The organism is Mycobacterium sp. C31M (genome assembly GCF_053345865.1).
The window spans coordinates 1-16,578 of record NZ_JBKFAX010000019.1 but is presented as its reverse complement, the minus strand read 5'-3'; the positions used below and the strand labels follow the sequence as shown (position 1 = coordinate 16,578).

Below are 16,578 nucleotides of genomic sequence, written 5' to 3'. Positions count from 1 at the left end.
TTGCCCCGCAACGACTCCGGCGTCGACATGACGGCGACACTCGACGAACGCACCCTCGACCCGGTCAACCCCGTCGCGGCGCCGGCGGCGGCGCGGGGACGACGCCGGTGGCTGCACACCGTACTTCACCTCAGCGTGGTCACTGTCTTCGTGTTTCTGCTGGCGACGGTGCTCACGTTCAGCCTGGGCATCATCAGCAAGGTGACCCCGGCAGCCATCGTCGCCGGCGACGACGCCACCGAGGAGATGGTCCGCGCCATCGAACGGGAGTGGGGCCTGGACCGGCCCCTGTGGGTGCAATACTTCGACTGGCTCGGCGGCCTGCTGACCGGCGACTTCGGAAACTCCTGGCGCAACGGACAACCGGTGTTGCAACAATTGCTCGACACCGCGCCGGTCTCACTGTCGGTCGCACTGTTCGCGATGGTCATCGGCGTCACCTTCGGATTCGGCTTCGGTGTTCTGGCCGCACTGCGGCAGGGCCGGATCACCGACCGGATCATCACCGTGCTGTCGTCGGCGTGGACCGCGATCCCCGCCTTCGTGGTCGGCGTCCTGCTGATCTCGATCTTCGCGGTGAAGTTCGGCTGGTTCCCGTCCGGCGGGTACGTCCCCTTGGAGCAGGATCCCGCCCGATGGCTCTGGACCATCACCCTGCCCGCGATCGCGCTGAGCCTGGAGACCATCGGCGATCTGGCCAGACAGGTTCGTGCCGGGCTGGTCGGCAGTCTGGAAGGTAACTACGTCACCGGCGCGATACTGCGGGGATTCTCTAAGAAGCGCGTCATCTTTGTCCACGCGTTGCGCAACGGAATAGGGCCCGCGCTGTCCATCCTCGGCTTGAAGTTTCCCACCGTCCTCGGCGGCGCGATCATCACCGAGTCGGTCTTCTCCATGGCCGGTTACGGCGTCTTCACCGCCAAGGCCGCCACCGGCGGGGACCTGCCCGTCGTGCAGGGCGCGCTTATCGTCGCTGTGATCCTGGTACTCATCTTCAACACACTGGTCAACACCGCCCTCAACACGTTCTCGCCCGATCGCAGGACCTCGATATGACGGCCCACGCCTCCGCACCGCCACGCCGTCAGTCTCGGCTGGCCTCGGGACTCCACAGACTCGGGGTATACGGCTGGGTCAGCGTCGGTTTCGCGGTCTTCGTCGTGCTTCTCGCGGTGTTCGGCCCGGCATTGGCGCCACACGACCCACTCGCAGGGAGCGACGCCACGCTGGCCGCGACCTCGTCGTCGCATTGGCTCGGCACGGACTACCTGGGACGGGACGTGCTGAGCCGGCTGCTGCACGGCTCGCGGATTTCCGTGCTCGCCGCACTGGAAGCCGCCGGCGTCGCATTCACTGTCGGTGTCCCCGCCGCCGTCCTGTCGGTCTACGCCCAGCGCTGGTTCGAATGGCTCAGCCTTCGGGTCATCGACACCCTGATCGCGGTGCCGTTCCTGACCTTCGCAGTCGCAGTGACACAGCTCATCGGCAACGGACTGCACCAGGCGATGATCGTCGTCGGCGTCATGACAGCCCCGCTGTTCTACCGCGTCACCCGTGCCGCCACCCTGCAAGTCGGGCAGGCACATTATGTCGAGAGCGCCAGACTGTACGGCGGATCCACCTGGTATGTGGTCACCAGGCACATTCTGCCGAAGGTGATCCCGGCGATTCTCATCGCGGCCGCAACCTCGGTCGCCACGGGGCTCATCATCGTCTCCAGCCTCACCTTCCTCGGCATCGGCATCACGCCGCCGGAGCCGAGTTGGGGCGGGCTGATCTCCGCCGATCTCGGCTACCTCGGTCAGAAACCATGGGCGCCGCTCTACCCGGCGTTCCTCATCACGGCGACGGTGGTCGCGCTCAACGGCATCGCGGATCTGGCACGGCGCCCCGCCGACCACAAGCAGATCGCCAGCGGGCTCTACCTGCTGCAGGCCAAGCCCAGCTCGCGCACCGGAGAAGGAGCCCGGCGATGAACACACCCCTGGTTCGTGTGGACGGCCTCACCGTCGCCACGGTCAAGCAGCCCAGACCGGTGATCGAGGGCATCGGTTTCGAACTCGGCGCCGGTGAAATCCTCGGCGTCGTCGGAGAATCCGGCAGTGGCAAGTCGGTGACCTGCAAGACGGTGCTCGGCATCCTCCCCCAGCAACTCCGGGTCACCGGCGGCGTGGTCGAATTGAACGGTCAGGACGTGCTCGAGTACGGCTATCACCAATGGCGGCCGCTGCGCGGACGGGTCATCTCGGCCGTCTTCCAGGACCCCGGCTCCTATCTCAACCCGACGATGCCGGTGGGTCGACAGCTGCAGGAGACGCTGCGGTTGCAGCACGGCATCACACGACGGGACGCCAGGCAGCGGGCCGAGGCCCTCCTCGCCGAACTCGGCCTGGAGCCTGGCGCTGTCGGCGGCAAGGTGCCCCGCGAGCTCTCCGGCGGGATGTTGCAGCGGACGGTCATCGCGATCGCCCTTGCCGGCGAACCCTCGCTACTCGTCGCCGACGAGGTGACCACGGCTCTCGACGTCTCCGTACAAGCACAGGTACTGGACGTGTTGCGCAGTCGCCGCGACAAGACCGGCCTGTCCATCGTGTTCGTCTCGCACGACCTGGCAGTCGTCGGATCGATCTGCGACAAGATCATCGTGATGCGCGACGGGCACATCGTGGAGTCCGGTGACGCGCGCAGCGTGCTGACCGCTCCGCAACACGAGTACACCCGGCTGCTCGCCGAGGAGCACGAGCGGTACGGCATCGAAAAGTTCACCACCGCAGAGGAAGCCCGGTATGTCTCAACCGTTGCTTAGCCTCACCGGCGTCGAGGTCGGCTACGGCGAGCAGAAGGTACTCGCCGGCGTCGACCTCGAGGTCGCGGGCGGTGAGATCCTCGGGTTGATCGGTGAGACCGGCTCGGGAAAGACCACGCTGTGTCGCACGGTGCTCGGACTCACTGACCTTCATGCCGGGACCATCCGCTTCGACGGCAAGGACATCGGCGATCTGTCGGGCAGCGAGCTGCGCCGGTTCCGGCACGGCGGTGCAATCCAATTCGTCTTCCAGGATCCACTGTCCAGCCTGGACCCGGACTGGCCCATCGAGCGCTCGGTGGTCGAACCGCTCACCCTCGGTGCCCCGATTGATTCGGTCAACACGCCGCGGCAACGCGCCGAGCAGGTTTTTGCCGATGTGGGGCTGGACCCGGCGCTGCTGGACCGCCGTCCGGACGAGGTGTCCGGCGGGCAGCGGCAGCGCATCGTCCTGGCTCGGGCGCTGATCACCCGCCCCAAGCTGCTGTTCTGCGACGAGCCGGTCAGCGCATTGGACGCGAGCAACAGAATCCTCGTGCTGGAACTGTTCAAGAAACTGCGGTCCGAGCACGGCCTCTCCATCGTGTTCGTATCTCACGACATCGGCTCCATCGCCGGGACGAGCGACCGGCTCGCCGTGCTCAATGAAGGCGTGATCGTCGAGTACGGGCACGCTGCAGACATCGTCCGAAATCCCAGCAGCGAGTATGCGCGCAAGCTCATCGGCGCCGTTCCGACCATGCCCGGCAGGCAGTTCCGCCAAGCGACATAGCCGCGCGCGATGCGGATACCGGTGATCTGCTCACCGCTGTCCGTTGCGATGGGATGGGATGGCAGTACTCGATACCGATCGACGCAGTCGTGCTACAGGTTTCCCGTAGGCAGAGTGTGCTGATCTTTGCCTGCCGCGTCGTTAGCGTGTGAACCTGACAGGCCGGCCGACGTCGGGCCGCCACGTGAAACGCTACGAGCCCGAAGGGGTACCCACATTGGGTGGACAGCTGCACCTGAACGCATTCTTGATGAGCACCGGCCACCACGAGGCTTCGTGGCGGCTCACCGAGAGTGATCCCTTTGCCGCCACCGATGTCGCGCACTATGTCCGGTTGGCCGAGACCGCCGAGCGCGGAACGTTCGATTCGGTGTTCCTGGCCGACAGCCCGCAACTCAACGGGAATGTCGGCCGCCGGCCGCTGGGCGTGCTGGAGCCGTTGACCCTGCTGACCGTGCTCGCCTCGACGACCCGGCATCTCGGTCTGATCGCCACCGCGTCCACCTCCTACAACACGCCCTACAACCTCGCCCGTCGGTTCGCCTCCCTGGATCATGTCAGCGCTGGCCGGGCCGGCTGGAACATCGTCACCACCGCCACGGTCGAGGCAGCCCGCAACTTCGGCCTCGATGAGCTGCCGGCGCACGCCGATCGCTACGCGCGCGCCCAGGAGTTCGTCGAGGTCGCGCAGAAGCTCTGGGACAGCTGGGAAGACGATGCCATCGTCGCCGACAAGACGAACGGGGTCTGGGGCGATGACAGCAAGATCCATCCGGCCGCCCACCGCGGGCGGTACTTCTCGGTGGAAGGGGCGCTGAACATCCCGCGTTCCCCGCAGGGGTATCCGCTGCTGGTCCAGGCCGGATCCTCGGAGGACGGCCGGGGTTTCGCGGCCCGGCACGCAGAGGCGGTGTTCACCGCGCAGCAGACCCTGGAACATGGCCTGGAGTTCTACACCGATCTGAAGGCCCGGGCCGTTGCAGCCGGCCGAGATCCCGACACCATCAAAATCCTGCCCGGCATCGTCCCGGTCATCGGCAGCACCGAGGCCGAGGCGGTAGCCAGGGACCGTGAACTGGAGGAGGCCATCGTGCCGGAGTATGCCCACAGACAGCTCGCCACAACGCTGCGGATTCCGGTCGAGGAGCTCGACCTCGACCGACAGCTGCCCGACGAGCTGCTGCCCGAGGACGCCATCGAGGGCGCCAAGAGCCGCTACACCCTGATCGTCGAACTGGCACGCAGCGAGAAGCTCACCGTCCGTCAGTTGATCGGCAGGCTCGGCGGGGGCCGTGGGCACCGCACCTTCACCGGCACACCGGAACAGGTCGCCGACACGATCGAGGACTGGTTCCGCCGAGGTGCCGCCGACGGTTTCAACGTGATGGCGCCCGTGCTGCCGTCGGGACTGGAGCTGTTCGTCGATCACGTGGTGCCGATCCTGCGGGACCGCGGCCTTTTCCGCCGGGAGTACACCGCCACCACCCTGCGCGGTCACTACGGCCTCGAACGGCCCGCCAACGCCAACCTGCTGGCCGGGGCGGTGGCCGGATGACCACCGAGATCACCCGCGACAGCATCCTGGACGACCAGGCGCTCGCCGATGAGGCCGCCCGTGAATCCCTGCGACTTCTCGGCCTGGACGGTAACAACTGGATCGCCGAGCGCACCGATGTCGACCACGATGTCGCGGTCATCGGTGGCGGGCAGAGTGGCATCACCACCGCCCACGCGCTGCTGCGGGCCGGCGTCGCCCGCGTCTCGGTGATCGACGCAGGCGAATCCGAATCCGATTCCGCCTGGCGCAGCAAGGCCCGGATGCGCACGCTGCGCACCGGCAAGACGATCTCCGGGCCCGAGCTGGGAAACCCCGCGTTGTCATTCCGGGCGTGGTTCGAAAGCCGCAACGGCACCGCGGCTTTCGATGACATCGACCGCATCCCCACCACCGAATGGGCCGACTACCTGAGCTGGTTCGCCCGCGTCACCGGTGTGCCGACCCGCCGGGGCATCCGGGTCACCGATATCGCACCGGGAGAGCGCGCCGTGGTGCTGACCCTGGAGCAGGACGGGCGCCGCTGGACCGAGACGACACGCAAGGTGGTGCTGGCCGGCGGGGTAGCGGGCACCGGCGGCCCGCACATCCCCGAGGTGCTGACCGGCCTGCCGCGCACCCTGTGGGCACACACCGCCGACACCATCGATTTTGCTGCGCTGCAGGGCCGCTCGGTCGCAGTGCTGGGCGCTGCGGCCTCGGCCTTCGATGCCGCGGCCACCGCGCTGGAGGCCGGGGCGGGTGCAGTGCACGTCTACACTCGCAGGCCCGAGGTCGTCGTCGCCAATCTGGCGAACCGCCCGAATCCATTGGTGCAGGACGCCTTTCACCTGTTACCCGATGACCGGCGCTGGGAGTTGCGCTGGAAGGTCTCCGATGCGGGCGCGAACGTGCCCGAGGATTCGGTGCGCCGGGCCGCGGCGTTCGACAATTACCGCCTGCATGTGTCGGCGCCGTGGACGGCGGCGACCGAAGAGGGTGGCCGGGTTCGGGTCGACGCCGCCGACGGTATCGAGGTGTTCGACTTCGTGATCGCCGGTACCGGCTACCAGCAGGACCCGCGCACCCGCGGCGAGCTGCAAACCATCGCACCGCTGACCGCACTCTGGCAGGACATGTACACGCCGCCGGCCCATCGGCGCAACGATCTGCTGTCGGTGGCACCGTATCTCGGCGCCGGGTACGAGCTGACCCAGAAGAATCCCGGCAGTGCACCCTGGCTCGCCGATATCCATGTGTTCAGCATCGGCGCGAATGTCAGTTTCGGCCGGCCGGTCGGTGATGTGCCCAGTCTGCGTATCGGGGTGCCCCGGCTCGTCGCGGCCATCACCCGCGACCTGGTGCTGGCCGATCTGCTCGACGCCGGATCTGCGCGGTGACGGTGTCCGCGCACCGCCCGGTCGTCGTCTACGGGGCGGGCGCGATCGGCGGCCTGATCGCGGCCAGGTTGCAGCTCGCGGGCCACGCGGTGACCGCAGTGGCACGCGGCGCACATCTGGATGCCATCCGGTACGACGGGCTGCGCCTGGTCAACGGCGCAGGCACCGATACCGTTGCGGTACACGCGGCCGCCGGGGCCGCCGATATCGACTGGGATTCCGGTCCGCTGGTGGTGCTGGCCGTCAAGAGTCACCAGAGCGCTGCCGCACTCGACGACCTGGCAGCCCATGCGCCGCCCGGGAGCCCCGTCTTCGTCGCACAGAACGGGGTCGCAAATGAGCCGGCCGCGCTGCGCCGGTTCGCCGATGTCTATGCGGTGGCCGTTGTCGTGTCGGCCGCACATCTGGAGCCCGGGGTCATTGTGCAGCAGAGCCATCCCGTCGCCGGGATCCTCGATCTGGGCCGATACCCCACCGGCGCCGATGACACCGCCGAACAGTTCTCGCTGGCGCTGCAAGACGCCGGATTCCTGTCCCGGGTACGGCCCGACATCATGGCGTGGAAGTACCGGAAGCTGATTGCCAACCTCGGCAACGGGGTGACGGCCGCGTTCCGGCCCGGGACCGCGGCCGATGAGCTTGTCGCACAGGCACGGTCGGAGGGCGAACACGTTCTGAACGCCGCCGGGATTGCCGTCGTGAGTGCCCAGCGCGATGCCGAGCGCCGCGGCGACTTCCTGCGAGGGCGCCTGCGCGGTGACTACTTCGGGTCCACCTGGCAAAGCGTCAGCCGCGGCCACACCGATGTCGAAACCGATTGGTTCAACGGGGAAATCGTGCTGCTGGCCCGACAGCACGGGCTGACGGCGCCGGCCAACGAGCTGATCCAGCGGATCACCGCCGAACACGCCCGGCTCGGCCGCCCGCCCCGGACGGCCGACGCCGACGAGGTGCTGTCGGCACTGTCGCCGGCCCGCTGACCACGTACTTAAAGATCGTGGCGGAGTTTATTCCTTGTCCGCGGGCGCAGATACGGCAACGATGAATGGCGTTGGATTCCACTGCCTTTGAAGTAGGTTGTCATGGTACAAACATCGGCCCCCGCGGCGCGCACCCGGATCCGCCGTGGCGCCGCCGCCCTGCTCGCCGCGGCGCTGGCCGCCACCGCGTTCACCGGCTGTTCCTCCGATACCGGTCCGGCTGAGGCACAAGCGGTGGTGCCGCTGGATCCGAACAACCCGGTGGCCTTCAAGTGGGCGGAGAAGAAGAGCCAGCCCTCGCTGGTCAAGATCGCCGACGAACTCGGCCTGTGGGCGGGCACCGGGGTACGCCCGGAGTACCTGGGAGAAGTGGATTCCGGTCAGATGCCCGCGCTGCTCGGCAACGGGGACGTGACCTTCGCCGGTTTCATGTTCAACCGCGCGCTGTCGGCCGTCGCCGCCGGTGTCGACCTGAAGGTGATCTCGTCGTGGACCTACACCACCGAGGACGAGCCGCACATGGAGTACTTCGTGCGGTCGGACTCCGACCTCGACGGGTCCAATCTCAGACAGCTCGAAGGCAAGACCGTCGGGCTGTCATCGCTGAAGGGCTGTGCGGAGTTCATCCTCAAGGACTATCTGGTCGCACACGACGTCGACATCTCCAAGGTCAAGTTCCTCACCCAGGCCGAGAATCTGCTGCCCCAATCTCTGGAGCAGGGCGGCGTCGATCTGGCCGTCATCCATCCCCCGCTCAACGGAGTGCTGCGCACCGACTCCGCGCTCAAGGTCGCGTTCTCCGATTTCGACACATCGGCCAGCGACGGTGGCCTGGCACCGATCAGCGCCAGCGGCGAGTTCATCCGCAAATATCCAGAGCAGACAAGGGAATTCGTCCGGGTGCTCGGCAAGGTGGCGAACTGGGCCAACGCCCATCCCGAGGAGTACCGGGCGATTGTCGCACGGCTCACCGGACTACCGATCGAACAGGTCACCAAGTACTACTTCACCAACAACCTGATTCTCGACGAACAGCAGACCGGCTTCTGGTGGGGTCTGCTCGACCGCGTCGGTGTGCTCACCCCGCAGGAAGCGGCTCTCGAACCCGAGGACATCGCCACCAACGAGTTCAACCCGTACGCACCGTCGGCGGCGCTGATCGCGTCCCAGGCCGATAACACCGAAGTACTCACCGACACCGAGATCTGAGCGGACGACATGCCATCAACCTTTCAAGCGCACAGCCGTTTTCATCGCGGCGCCACCGCCGTCATCGCCGCGGTCATCGCGGGAGCCACGCTGGTCTCCTGCTCACCGGGCGAATCCTCGACCCGGGCCGAGGAAGTCGTCCCGTCGGATCCGAACAACCCGGTCTTCTTCAAATGGGTGGAGGCCAAGAACAGCCCCTCGTTGGTGAAGCTCGCCGACGAGTTCGGCCTTTGGGAGGGCACCGGGTTGCGTCCGGAGTACCTGGGCGACGTGGATTCCGGCCAGCTGCCCGCGCTGCTGGGCACCGGGGATGTCAGCTTCGCCTCGTTCATGTTCAACCGATCGCTGTCGGCGATCGCCGCCGGGGTCGATCTGAAGGTCATCGCGTCGCGGACCTACACCACCCAGGACGAGCCACACATGGAGTATTTCGTGCGCGCCGACTCCGATATCAGTCCGGACAACCTCGAATCCATCGAGGGTAAGACCGTTTCGTTGAACTCGCTGAAGGGCTGCGCCGAGTTCATCCTCAAGGACTACCTGGTCAAGAACGATGTCGACATCACGAAAGTCAAGTTCCTCACCCAGGCCGAAAGTCAGATGCCACAATCCCTGGAGCAGGGTGAGGTGGACCTCGCGGTCATCCACCCGCCGCTGAACGGGGTGCTGCGCACCGATCCGGCGCTCAAGGTGGCGTTCTCCGATTTCGACAACTCCGGTGAGGACGGCGGCCTGGCCCCGATCAGCGCCAGTGGCCAGTTCATCCGCAAGTACCCCGAGCAGACCAAGGAATTTGTCGGCGTGCTGGCCAAGGTGGCCAACTGGGCCAACGCCCACCCCCAGGAGTACCGCGAAACGGTGGCGCGACTCACCGGCTTCCCCACCGACCAGGTGACCAAGCACTACTACACCAACAATCTGATCCTCGACAAGGAGCAGACCGGGTTCTGGTGGGGCCTGGCCGACCGGGTGGGCACGCTGACCCCCGCCGAGGCGGAGCTCACGCCAGAGGACGTCGCCACCAACGAGTTCAACCCGTACGCGAAAGGGCCCGAACTCATCGAGTCGCAGTCCGAGAACACCGAAGTCCTGACCGACACCGAGATCTGAGAGACGATATGGCACAGCCACTGATCGACCGGCCGGCCGCTGACACCGGCCAGGCCGTCAAGATCCAGGCCAGAGGCCTGCACAAGGAGTTCCCCCACGTCGGCAAGGCGATCAGGGGCGAGAAGGCATCCGTGATCGAGGTGCTGCGCGACTTCGATCTCGACATCCGCGAGGGCGAGTTCCTCTCGCTGCTCGGTCCCAGCGGATGCGGCAAGTCCACCTTTCTCAACATCCTGGCCGGCCTGGAGAGTTATGACGGCGGCACGCTCACCCTCGACGGCGCGGCGGTGCGCGGGGTGAACAAGAACGTCGGGGTGGTGTTCCAGAGCTACGCCCTGTTCCCCTGGCTGTCGGTGCAGAAGAACGTCGAGGTCGGCCTCAAGGTGCGGTCGGTCTCGGCGGCCGAACGCCGCAAGATCTCCGACCGCATCCTCAAGACCGTCGGGTTGGAGAGTTTCGCTCACCTTCTGCCGCACCGGCTTTCCGGCGGTATGCGGCAGCGGGTGGCCATCGCCCGTTCGCTGGCCTATGACCCCGAGGTACTGGTCCTCGATGAACCGTTCGCCGCACTGGACGCCCAGACCCGGGAATTCCTGCAGAACGAGCTGCTGCGGATCTGGGAATCGGGTGCGCGCAAGAAGACCATCCTGTTCGTCACCCACTCGATCGACGAGGCGATCTTCCTGTCCGACCGCATCGCGGTCATGACCAAACGCCCCGGTGCCGTCAAAGCTCTCATCGATGTGAATCTGCCGCGGCCCCGTGATGACGACTCCCGTGCCAGCGCCGAGTTCGGCCGGATCCGTGGGCAGGTCGCCCAGATCCTGAAAGAGGAGGTCGAAGTTGGTAACAACTGAGCTGTCTGCCGCGGCGGCCACCGACACCACGGTGGTCTCCGGCGCCAGCGCCCCGCCCAAGCTGTGGCGGGCCCGGCTGGCCGAATACGACAGGTACCTCTACGGCACCCTCGGGGTCGCGGGCTTCCTGTTCGCCTGGTGGGCCGCCACCGCCACCGGGGTGCTCGACCCGAAATTCCTGACTCCGCCGCAGACGGTGCTGGCCAGCCTCGTCGAGGGTCTGTCCTCGGATGGCGCGCTGCGCGAGCAGGTGTGGCCGAGCCTGCGGCGCGGGCTGTCCGGATTCGCGGTCGGCACCAGCCTCGGCGTGGTGTCCGGCATCCTGGTCGGCTCGATCCGGCCATTGGAGAAGGCTTTCGAGCCCGTCCTGCTGTTCTTCCGGAGCCTGTCGATCCTGGCGCTGTTCCCGGTGTTCCTGCTGTTCTTCGGCATCGGCGAGGAATCCAAGGTGGCCATCGTGACGTGGGCGGCGTTCTGGCCGGTCTTCATCAGCACGGTCAACGCCGTCAAGGGCGTCGAGAAGATCCTCATCAATGCGGCACGCACCCTCGGCGGGGACCGGTTCTACATCTTCACCCAGGTGATCCTGCCCGCGTCGGTCCCGAACATCTTCCCCGGAATCCGCCTGGCGGCGTCCTATTCGTTCACCGCGCTGGTGGCCGCGGAGTACCTCGGCGCCACCGAGGGCATCGGGATCTACATCCGCTCCAGTCAGGAGGGCTATCAGATCCCGGCCATGTACTCCGGGATCGTCGTGCTCGGCATCATCGGGGTCACGCTGAACCTCGTGCTGGCCGGTATCGAAAAGCGGATCACCGCATGGCAACTCGGTCTGACGAGTAAGTCATGACAGAGCTATCGGTTCTCGATCAGGTGCCCATCCCGCGGGGCAGCAGCGCAGGTGCGGCGATCCGCAGCAGCATCGAATTGGCGCGCTATGTCGAAGATCTCGGCTTCCGCGGTTACTGGTTCGCCGAGCACCACCTCGACCAGGGCCGCGCGTCGTCGGCACCGGCGATCCTGATCGCACTGGCGGTCGAGGCCACCCGGACCATCACCCTGGGATCTGCGGCCACGGTATTGCCGTTCCACACCAGCCTGGAGATCGCCGAGGAGTTCGGCTCGCTGGCCGCCGTCGCACCAGGACGGGTGGTGCTGGGCTTGGGCCGGTCCAAACAGGGCTACGGCAAATCGGCGCCGTATCGCCAGATCAGCGAGATCCTGGCCACGGTCACCGCGCAACCGGGCTCCCAAGACCGCGATGTGCACGTCGACGCCGACGGGTCGGATTTCCTGTTCGAACTGCTGGGTTATCTGTCGAATGCGCCGCTGATCGTGCCCGATGACGAGTCCCGCATCCGCGAGATCCTCAACCATCTGGAGCGACCGGTGGCCGTCGCGGGCGGCGAGGAGTACCGGGTGTCCCCCGGCTATCAGGAGGATCTGGGTCTGGCGGTGTTCGGCGGCGAATCCGGCTACAGCGCCACCATCGCCGCGAAATACGGGTTGCCGCTCTACGTCAACGCACACAGCATCAAGAACGACATCGTCGGCACCGTCGCGCGCTACCGGGATTCGTTCGAACCCTCGAAGCGACTCAGCACACCCTATGTCGGGGTGTCCGCCCATGCGATCGCCGCCGAGACCACCGAACGCGCCCAAGCACTCGAGGAGACCTTCCTGCGCACGCTGACCAGTCTGCGCTCGCGCGGCACCTATCTGCCCTCGGAGCCACCGACCGGCGCCGGCGTCGTCGTGCCGGACAACCAGAAGTTCGCCGATACCAGGGCGCTGAGCTTCGCCGGTGACACCCCCTGGGTCGTCGACCGCCTGCGCGCACTGACCGACAGTGTGTCGGCCGACGAACTGCTGGTGAGCACCATCGTGTACGCCCCCGATGACCGTCGCGACTCCTACCGGCTCATCGCGGAGAACTGGAACTGAATCATGATGTCCATCAATAGAACCCGCCTCGCGGCAATCGGAACCACCTTGGCGGTGGCCGGCGTGCTCGCCGCGGCGCCGGCCGCCGCCCATGTCCGGGTCGACGAGGGCCAGTCCCCGGCCAGGGGCGGCTACGGCATCGTGGCGCTGATCGTGCCGACCGAATCCGCGGACGCGTCGACGGTCGAGTTGAGCATAGAGGTGCCCGATGAGGTCGATCTGCTCAGCGCTCGCACCCTGCCGATCCCGGGTTGGACCGCGAGCGTGGAGACCGAACCCGACGGGGACAGTGCGCGGGTCAGCCGGATCACCTGGCGGGCCGTCGACCCGGCGGCCGGGATCAAGCCCACCGAGTTCGGCGAGTTCACCTTCTCAGCGGGGCCGTGGCCCGCCGACAGCGATACCGTGGCGCTGCCCGCCGATCAGAAGTACAGCGACGGATCGTCTGTGTCCTGGAACGAGATCGCTGTCGATCAGCACACCGAACCGGAGTATCCGGCACCGGTCGTGACGCTGGCCGCGGCACAGGCCGGGCACAGCCATGACGGGCACGGGGCACCGGAGGCGCCGGGGGCACCGGACACCGTCACCCAGGCAGCGGCGGGCGTACCCGCCGACTCGTGGTGGTGGCGGATCACCTCGCTGGCCGCCCTGGTGATCGCCGTGGGTACCGCGGGCCTGTTCGCGTTGTCGCTGCGGCGGAACACCGGCACCGGGTCATCGTGAGTGGTGTTGCGACGGTTCACCCTCCGCATCCTGGCGGCGGCGATCATGGCGGCGCCGCTGCCGGCTGCGGTGTGGGCCGCGGCACCGGCGTTCGCGCACGCCACGCTGATCTCCACCACACCGGCCGACGGCACGCCGCTCGACGCGTCGCCCGCGGCGCTGACCTTCGAGCTGAGTGAGCCGGTGTCACTGGTCGACGGCTCCACCCAGCTCATCGACGCCGACGGCACCCGCTACCCGCTGTCCGCGCCGCATCTCGACGACGGCCGTACCCGCATCGTGGTGGTACCCGCCGAACCGCTGCCCGCCGGCGCCTATCTGGTGACCACCCGAGTGGTATCCGCCGACACCCACGTCGTGTCGCTGTCGATCCGGTTCACCGTGGGTGCGGTCACCGAACAGGGCCAGTGGGCGCAGCAGTCCGGGCAGTCCGCGGTCGGGCGCGCGGTGGTCCTGCCGGTGAAGATCACCGTCTACCTGGGAACCGTTTTGTCGGCGGGTGTCCTGCTGGCCGGACGCTGGGTGTGGCCCGGCATCCTGGGCTCGCGGCGGTTCCGCATCCTCTACCGGGTCGGCACGGGTCTGCTCGCGGCGGGACTGCTCGGCCGGTTGCTGATCCTGGTCGTCGAGCAGGCGGGTGGACTGGCCGCCGCGTCCTGGTCGGCGGTCACCACCATCGTCGGCACCCCGTTCGGCACCGCACTGACGATCGCCACGGCGCTGGCCGTGCCGACCGTCCTTGCGCCGCCCGGAAGACACCGTGGCACAACCGTTCTAGCACTGGTCTATGCCGGGGCCGCGGTGGCCGCTGTGGCACTGGGCGGCCACGGCGGCTCGACCGACCTGTGGCCGCTGCCGCTGCTGCTCACCGCCGGGCATGTGTACGCCGTCGCGGTGTGGCTCGGCGGGATGACGGTGCTGGCGCTGCTGGCACCGGAGCCGGTCGCGTTGGCGCGCTGGCACCGCGTCGCGCTGGGCCATGTCGGCCTACTGGTCGTTGCCGGTATCGGTCTGGCGCTGCTGCAGGTCCGGCCGTGGGCGGCGCTGCTCACCACGTCCTACGGCCTCACCCTGACGCTGAAGGTCATCGCGGTGGCCGCCGCGATCACCGTCGGTTATCTGGCGTTCCGCAAGGCCCACAAAGGAATCGGTCACCGCCCGGCGGTGCTCGTCGAGGCCGGGCTCGCCATCCTGGTCATCGGCCTGACTTCCGCACTGTCCTCCTTGACCCCGGCCAAGGACAGCTACACCACCGATGTCTCGACGACCGTCGACTTCGGCATGGGCGATGTGCTCGACGTGCACATCGACACTGTGCGCCGGGGCAGCCAGGCGGTGACCGTCGGGTATCACGGATCCGACGCCGCCGAGCTGGACATCGAATTGTCCTCTGTCGCTGCCAATGTGGCGCGACTGCCGGTGGAGATGACCCCGGTGGGCGACGGCCGGTGGCGCAGCGACGGACTGATCGTCCCCGCGGCAGGCCAGTGGAAGGTCACCGTCCGTTTCGATGACGGCGGGGGCCCCAAGTTGGCGTCCTTCTTCTACGAGGTGCTCTGATGACCATTCGACGGACAATCCTGGCCATCGCCGCGGCAGCGGTGTGCGCGATCACGGCGGTGGGGTGTTCCGGGGATGCGCCGGTGACCTATCAGGACGGGCAGGCCTCCGCGGATGTGCTGCGGATCCAGGTCGGCGGCGAGGGCTATCGCGACGTGCTGCAGTTCGTCGCAGATTCCGGCCTGGCGCCCGGTGTCCGGTTCGAACTGGCCGATGCGGCCGAGGATGCCAACGCCCAGATCGGCGACGAGCAGGCGGATCTGGCGTTCTATCAGACCCAGCCGGCGTTCCTCGGCAACAAGGAGGCCAACGGCCACGACACACTGAGCATCGTGTCGAAGGTCGACGTCGCACCGTACGCGCTGTACTCGTCGCGGTGGAAGGATCTGGCGCCGACCGAGGACTGGGTCAACTCGCCGCTGGGTGAGGACAAGATCACCGGGCAGAGCCTGCCGCACGGCGCGGTGGTGGCCGTACCGCAGAGCAAGGCAGGTTTCGCCCGGAGCCTGTACCTGCTGCAGTCGGTGGAGCTGGCCAGACTCGACCGGGCATTCGGCGGTCTGACCGTCGCCGATCTGTCGGTGACCGAGGCCAATGTGCTGGAATCCCAACGCCACCTGACCATCCGGGCGCTCGACCTCAGTGAGTACGCGGCCGATATCTACCAGAATTTCGATGCCGTGGTGTTCGACCCGACCACCGCGACGTCGATCGGGCTGGTACCTGCCCGGGACGGACTGGCCATCGAACCGGGACCGGGCAACCCGTACGCCCGGGTGCTGGTGGCCCCGTCCCGACTCGCCGGCGACGAACGCGTCTCGGCGCTCGCACACGCGCTGGAAAGCAACGAGGTCGCCGACTATCTCGCACGCACCTACCAGGGAAAGTTCATCTCGGCGCAGGTCCCGTTCCTGGGCTGACGCCGACCAAGAAAGGACTCTCAATGAAGAAGTCAAGCCGCGGTCGTAGTGATCGGGGGTGAATCCGGTTGCCAGGTGCGGTTGTCACGGATGAGGGCGTAGAGGACGTTGGTGCGGCGCCGGGCCAGGCACAGGGTTGCCGGTATCGATCGTTTTCCTTCGTCGCGTTTGCGCTGGTAGTAGGTCTTGGAGTGCGGGTCGCAACGGACGGCGGTGAGTGCGGACATGTACATCACTCGGCGCAGTCGTCGGCTGTAGCGCTTAGGGGTGTGCAGTCGTCCGGTGCGTTTCCCGGAGTCTTTGGGCACCGGGGCCAGTCCGGCCCATGCGGCGAGTTGGTCGGCCGATCCGATCAACTCGGGATCGCCCACGGCGGCCAGGAATTCCGCACCGAGGCGGAACCCCATGCCGGGCAGGCTGGTGATCACTTCGGCGAGCGGATGGCGGCGAAATCGGTCCTCGATGTCGGCGTCGGTGGATGTGATGCGGTCATCGAGGGTAACCACCTCCCCGGCCAGATCGGCGACGAGTCCGGCCGCGACGTCCTCGCCGGGAAGGCGCACGGTCTGCGTTTTGGCGGCGGTCACCGCAGCGGCGGCGATCGTGGCCGCGTTGCGCACTCCGGCATCATCGAGCGTCCTTGTCAGACGCGAAACACCGTTCTGGCGAATGGCTTTCGGTCGCTGATAACGCGACAGCAGCACCACCCAGCCGCGGTCCTGGGTCAGCAGCGCGGCCCGCTCCAATGCCGGGCAGACCG

16 protein-coding genes are annotated in these 16,578 nt (G+C 67.2%); 15 read left to right on the top strand and 1 reads right to left on the bottom strand.

Annotation, left to right across the window (positions count from 1 at the left end; genetic code table 11):
* From ACLBYA_RS25195 to ACLBYA_RS25125, 15 genes are all read left to right on the top strand, one after another.
* On the top strand, nt 1-1,056 hold the full coding sequence (locus ACLBYA_RS25195; protein WP_447712192.1) for an ABC transporter permease: 1,056 nt from the start codon (nt 1-3) through the stop codon (nt 1,054-1,056).
* On the top strand, nt 1,053-1,976 hold the full coding sequence (locus ACLBYA_RS25190; RefSeq protein ID WP_447712191.1) for an ABC transporter permease: 924 nt from the start codon (nt 1,053-1,055) through the stop codon (nt 1,974-1,976). The genes ACLBYA_RS25195 and ACLBYA_RS25190 overlap by 4 nt, the downstream gene beginning before the upstream one ends.
* Nucleotides 1,973-2,806, top strand: a complete 834-nt coding sequence (locus ACLBYA_RS25185; RefSeq protein ID WP_447712190.1) for an ABC transporter ATP-binding protein — start codon at nt 1,973-1,975, stop codon at nt 2,804-2,806. The genes ACLBYA_RS25190 and ACLBYA_RS25185 overlap by 4 nt, the downstream gene beginning before the upstream one ends.
* A complete protein-coding gene (locus tag ACLBYA_RS25180) occupies nt 2,787-3,578 on the top strand; it encodes an ABC transporter ATP-binding protein (RefSeq protein ID WP_447712189.1) in 792 nt (263 codons plus the stop codon). The genes ACLBYA_RS25185 and ACLBYA_RS25180 overlap by 20 nt, the downstream gene beginning before the upstream one ends.
* Before the next feature lie 217 nt (nt 3,579-3,795).
* Entirely contained in the window at nt 3,796-5,133 is a 1,338-nt protein-coding gene (locus ACLBYA_RS25175; RefSeq protein ID WP_447712292.1) for an LLM class flavin-dependent oxidoreductase, read from the top strand.
* Nucleotides 5,130-6,512 carry an NAD(P)-binding domain-containing protein gene (locus tag ACLBYA_RS25170; protein WP_447712188.1) on the top strand — a complete coding sequence of 461 codons (1,383 nt, stop codon included), beginning with the start codon at nt 5,130-5,132 and terminating at the stop codon, nt 6,510-6,512. The genes ACLBYA_RS25175 and ACLBYA_RS25170 overlap by 4 nt, the downstream gene beginning before the upstream one ends.
* Nucleotides 6,509-7,492: a ketopantoate reductase family protein gene (locus ACLBYA_RS25165; protein ID WP_447712187.1), complete on the top strand. Its 984-nt coding sequence runs from the start codon at nt 6,509-6,511 to the stop codon at nt 7,490-7,492. The genes ACLBYA_RS25170 and ACLBYA_RS25165 overlap by 4 nt, the downstream gene beginning before the upstream one ends.
* 102 nt (nt 7,493-7,594) lie before the next feature.
* Nucleotides 7,595-8,701, top strand: a complete 1,107-nt coding sequence (locus tag ACLBYA_RS25160) for an ABC transporter substrate-binding protein (protein WP_447712186.1) — start codon at nt 7,595-7,597, stop codon at nt 8,699-8,701.
* Between the two features lie 9 nt (nt 8,702-8,710).
* Nucleotides 8,711-9,811: an ABC transporter substrate-binding protein gene (locus ACLBYA_RS25155; protein WP_447712185.1), complete on the top strand. Its 1,101-nt coding sequence runs from the start codon at nt 8,711-8,713 to the stop codon at nt 9,809-9,811.
* Between the two features lie 8 nt (nt 9,812-9,819).
* A complete protein-coding gene (locus tag ACLBYA_RS25150; RefSeq protein ID WP_447712184.1) occupies nt 9,820-10,668 on the top strand; it encodes an ABC transporter ATP-binding protein in 849 nt (282 codons plus the stop codon).
* On the top strand, nt 10,655-11,518 hold the full coding sequence (locus ACLBYA_RS25145; protein WP_447712183.1) for an ABC transporter permease: 864 nt from the start codon (nt 10,655-10,657) through the stop codon (nt 11,516-11,518). The genes ACLBYA_RS25150 and ACLBYA_RS25145 overlap by 14 nt, the downstream gene beginning before the upstream one ends.
* Nucleotides 11,515-12,612, top strand: coding sequence for an LLM class flavin-dependent oxidoreductase (locus ACLBYA_RS25140; protein ID WP_447712182.1), 1,098 nt, complete (start codon nt 11,515-11,517; stop codon nt 12,610-12,612). Before ACLBYA_RS25145 ends, ACLBYA_RS25140 begins: the two co-directional genes overlap by 4 nt.
* 6 nt (nt 12,613-12,618) lie before the next feature.
* Nucleotides 12,619-13,338: a YcnI family copper-binding membrane protein gene (locus tag ACLBYA_RS25135; RefSeq protein ID WP_447712181.1), complete on the top strand. Its 720-nt coding sequence runs from the start codon at nt 12,619-12,621 to the stop codon at nt 13,336-13,338.
* Nucleotides 13,339-13,344: 6 nt separating this feature from the next.
* Nucleotides 13,345-14,898, top strand: coding sequence for a copper resistance CopC/CopD family protein (locus tag ACLBYA_RS25130; protein ID WP_447712180.1), 1,554 nt, complete (start codon nt 13,345-13,347; stop codon nt 14,896-14,898).
* Nucleotides 14,898-15,818, top strand: a complete 921-nt coding sequence (locus ACLBYA_RS25125; RefSeq protein WP_447712179.1) for a MetQ/NlpA family ABC transporter substrate-binding protein — start codon at nt 14,898-14,900, stop codon at nt 15,816-15,818. The genes ACLBYA_RS25130 and ACLBYA_RS25125 overlap by 1 nt, the downstream gene beginning before the upstream one ends.
* Nucleotides 15,819-15,850: 32 nt before the next feature.
* Here the strand turns inward: ACLBYA_RS25125 and ACLBYA_RS25120 are convergent.
* The coding region (locus ACLBYA_RS25120; RefSeq protein WP_447712178.1) for a transposase at nt 15,851-16,578 on the bottom strand (728 nt) is incomplete at its 5' end.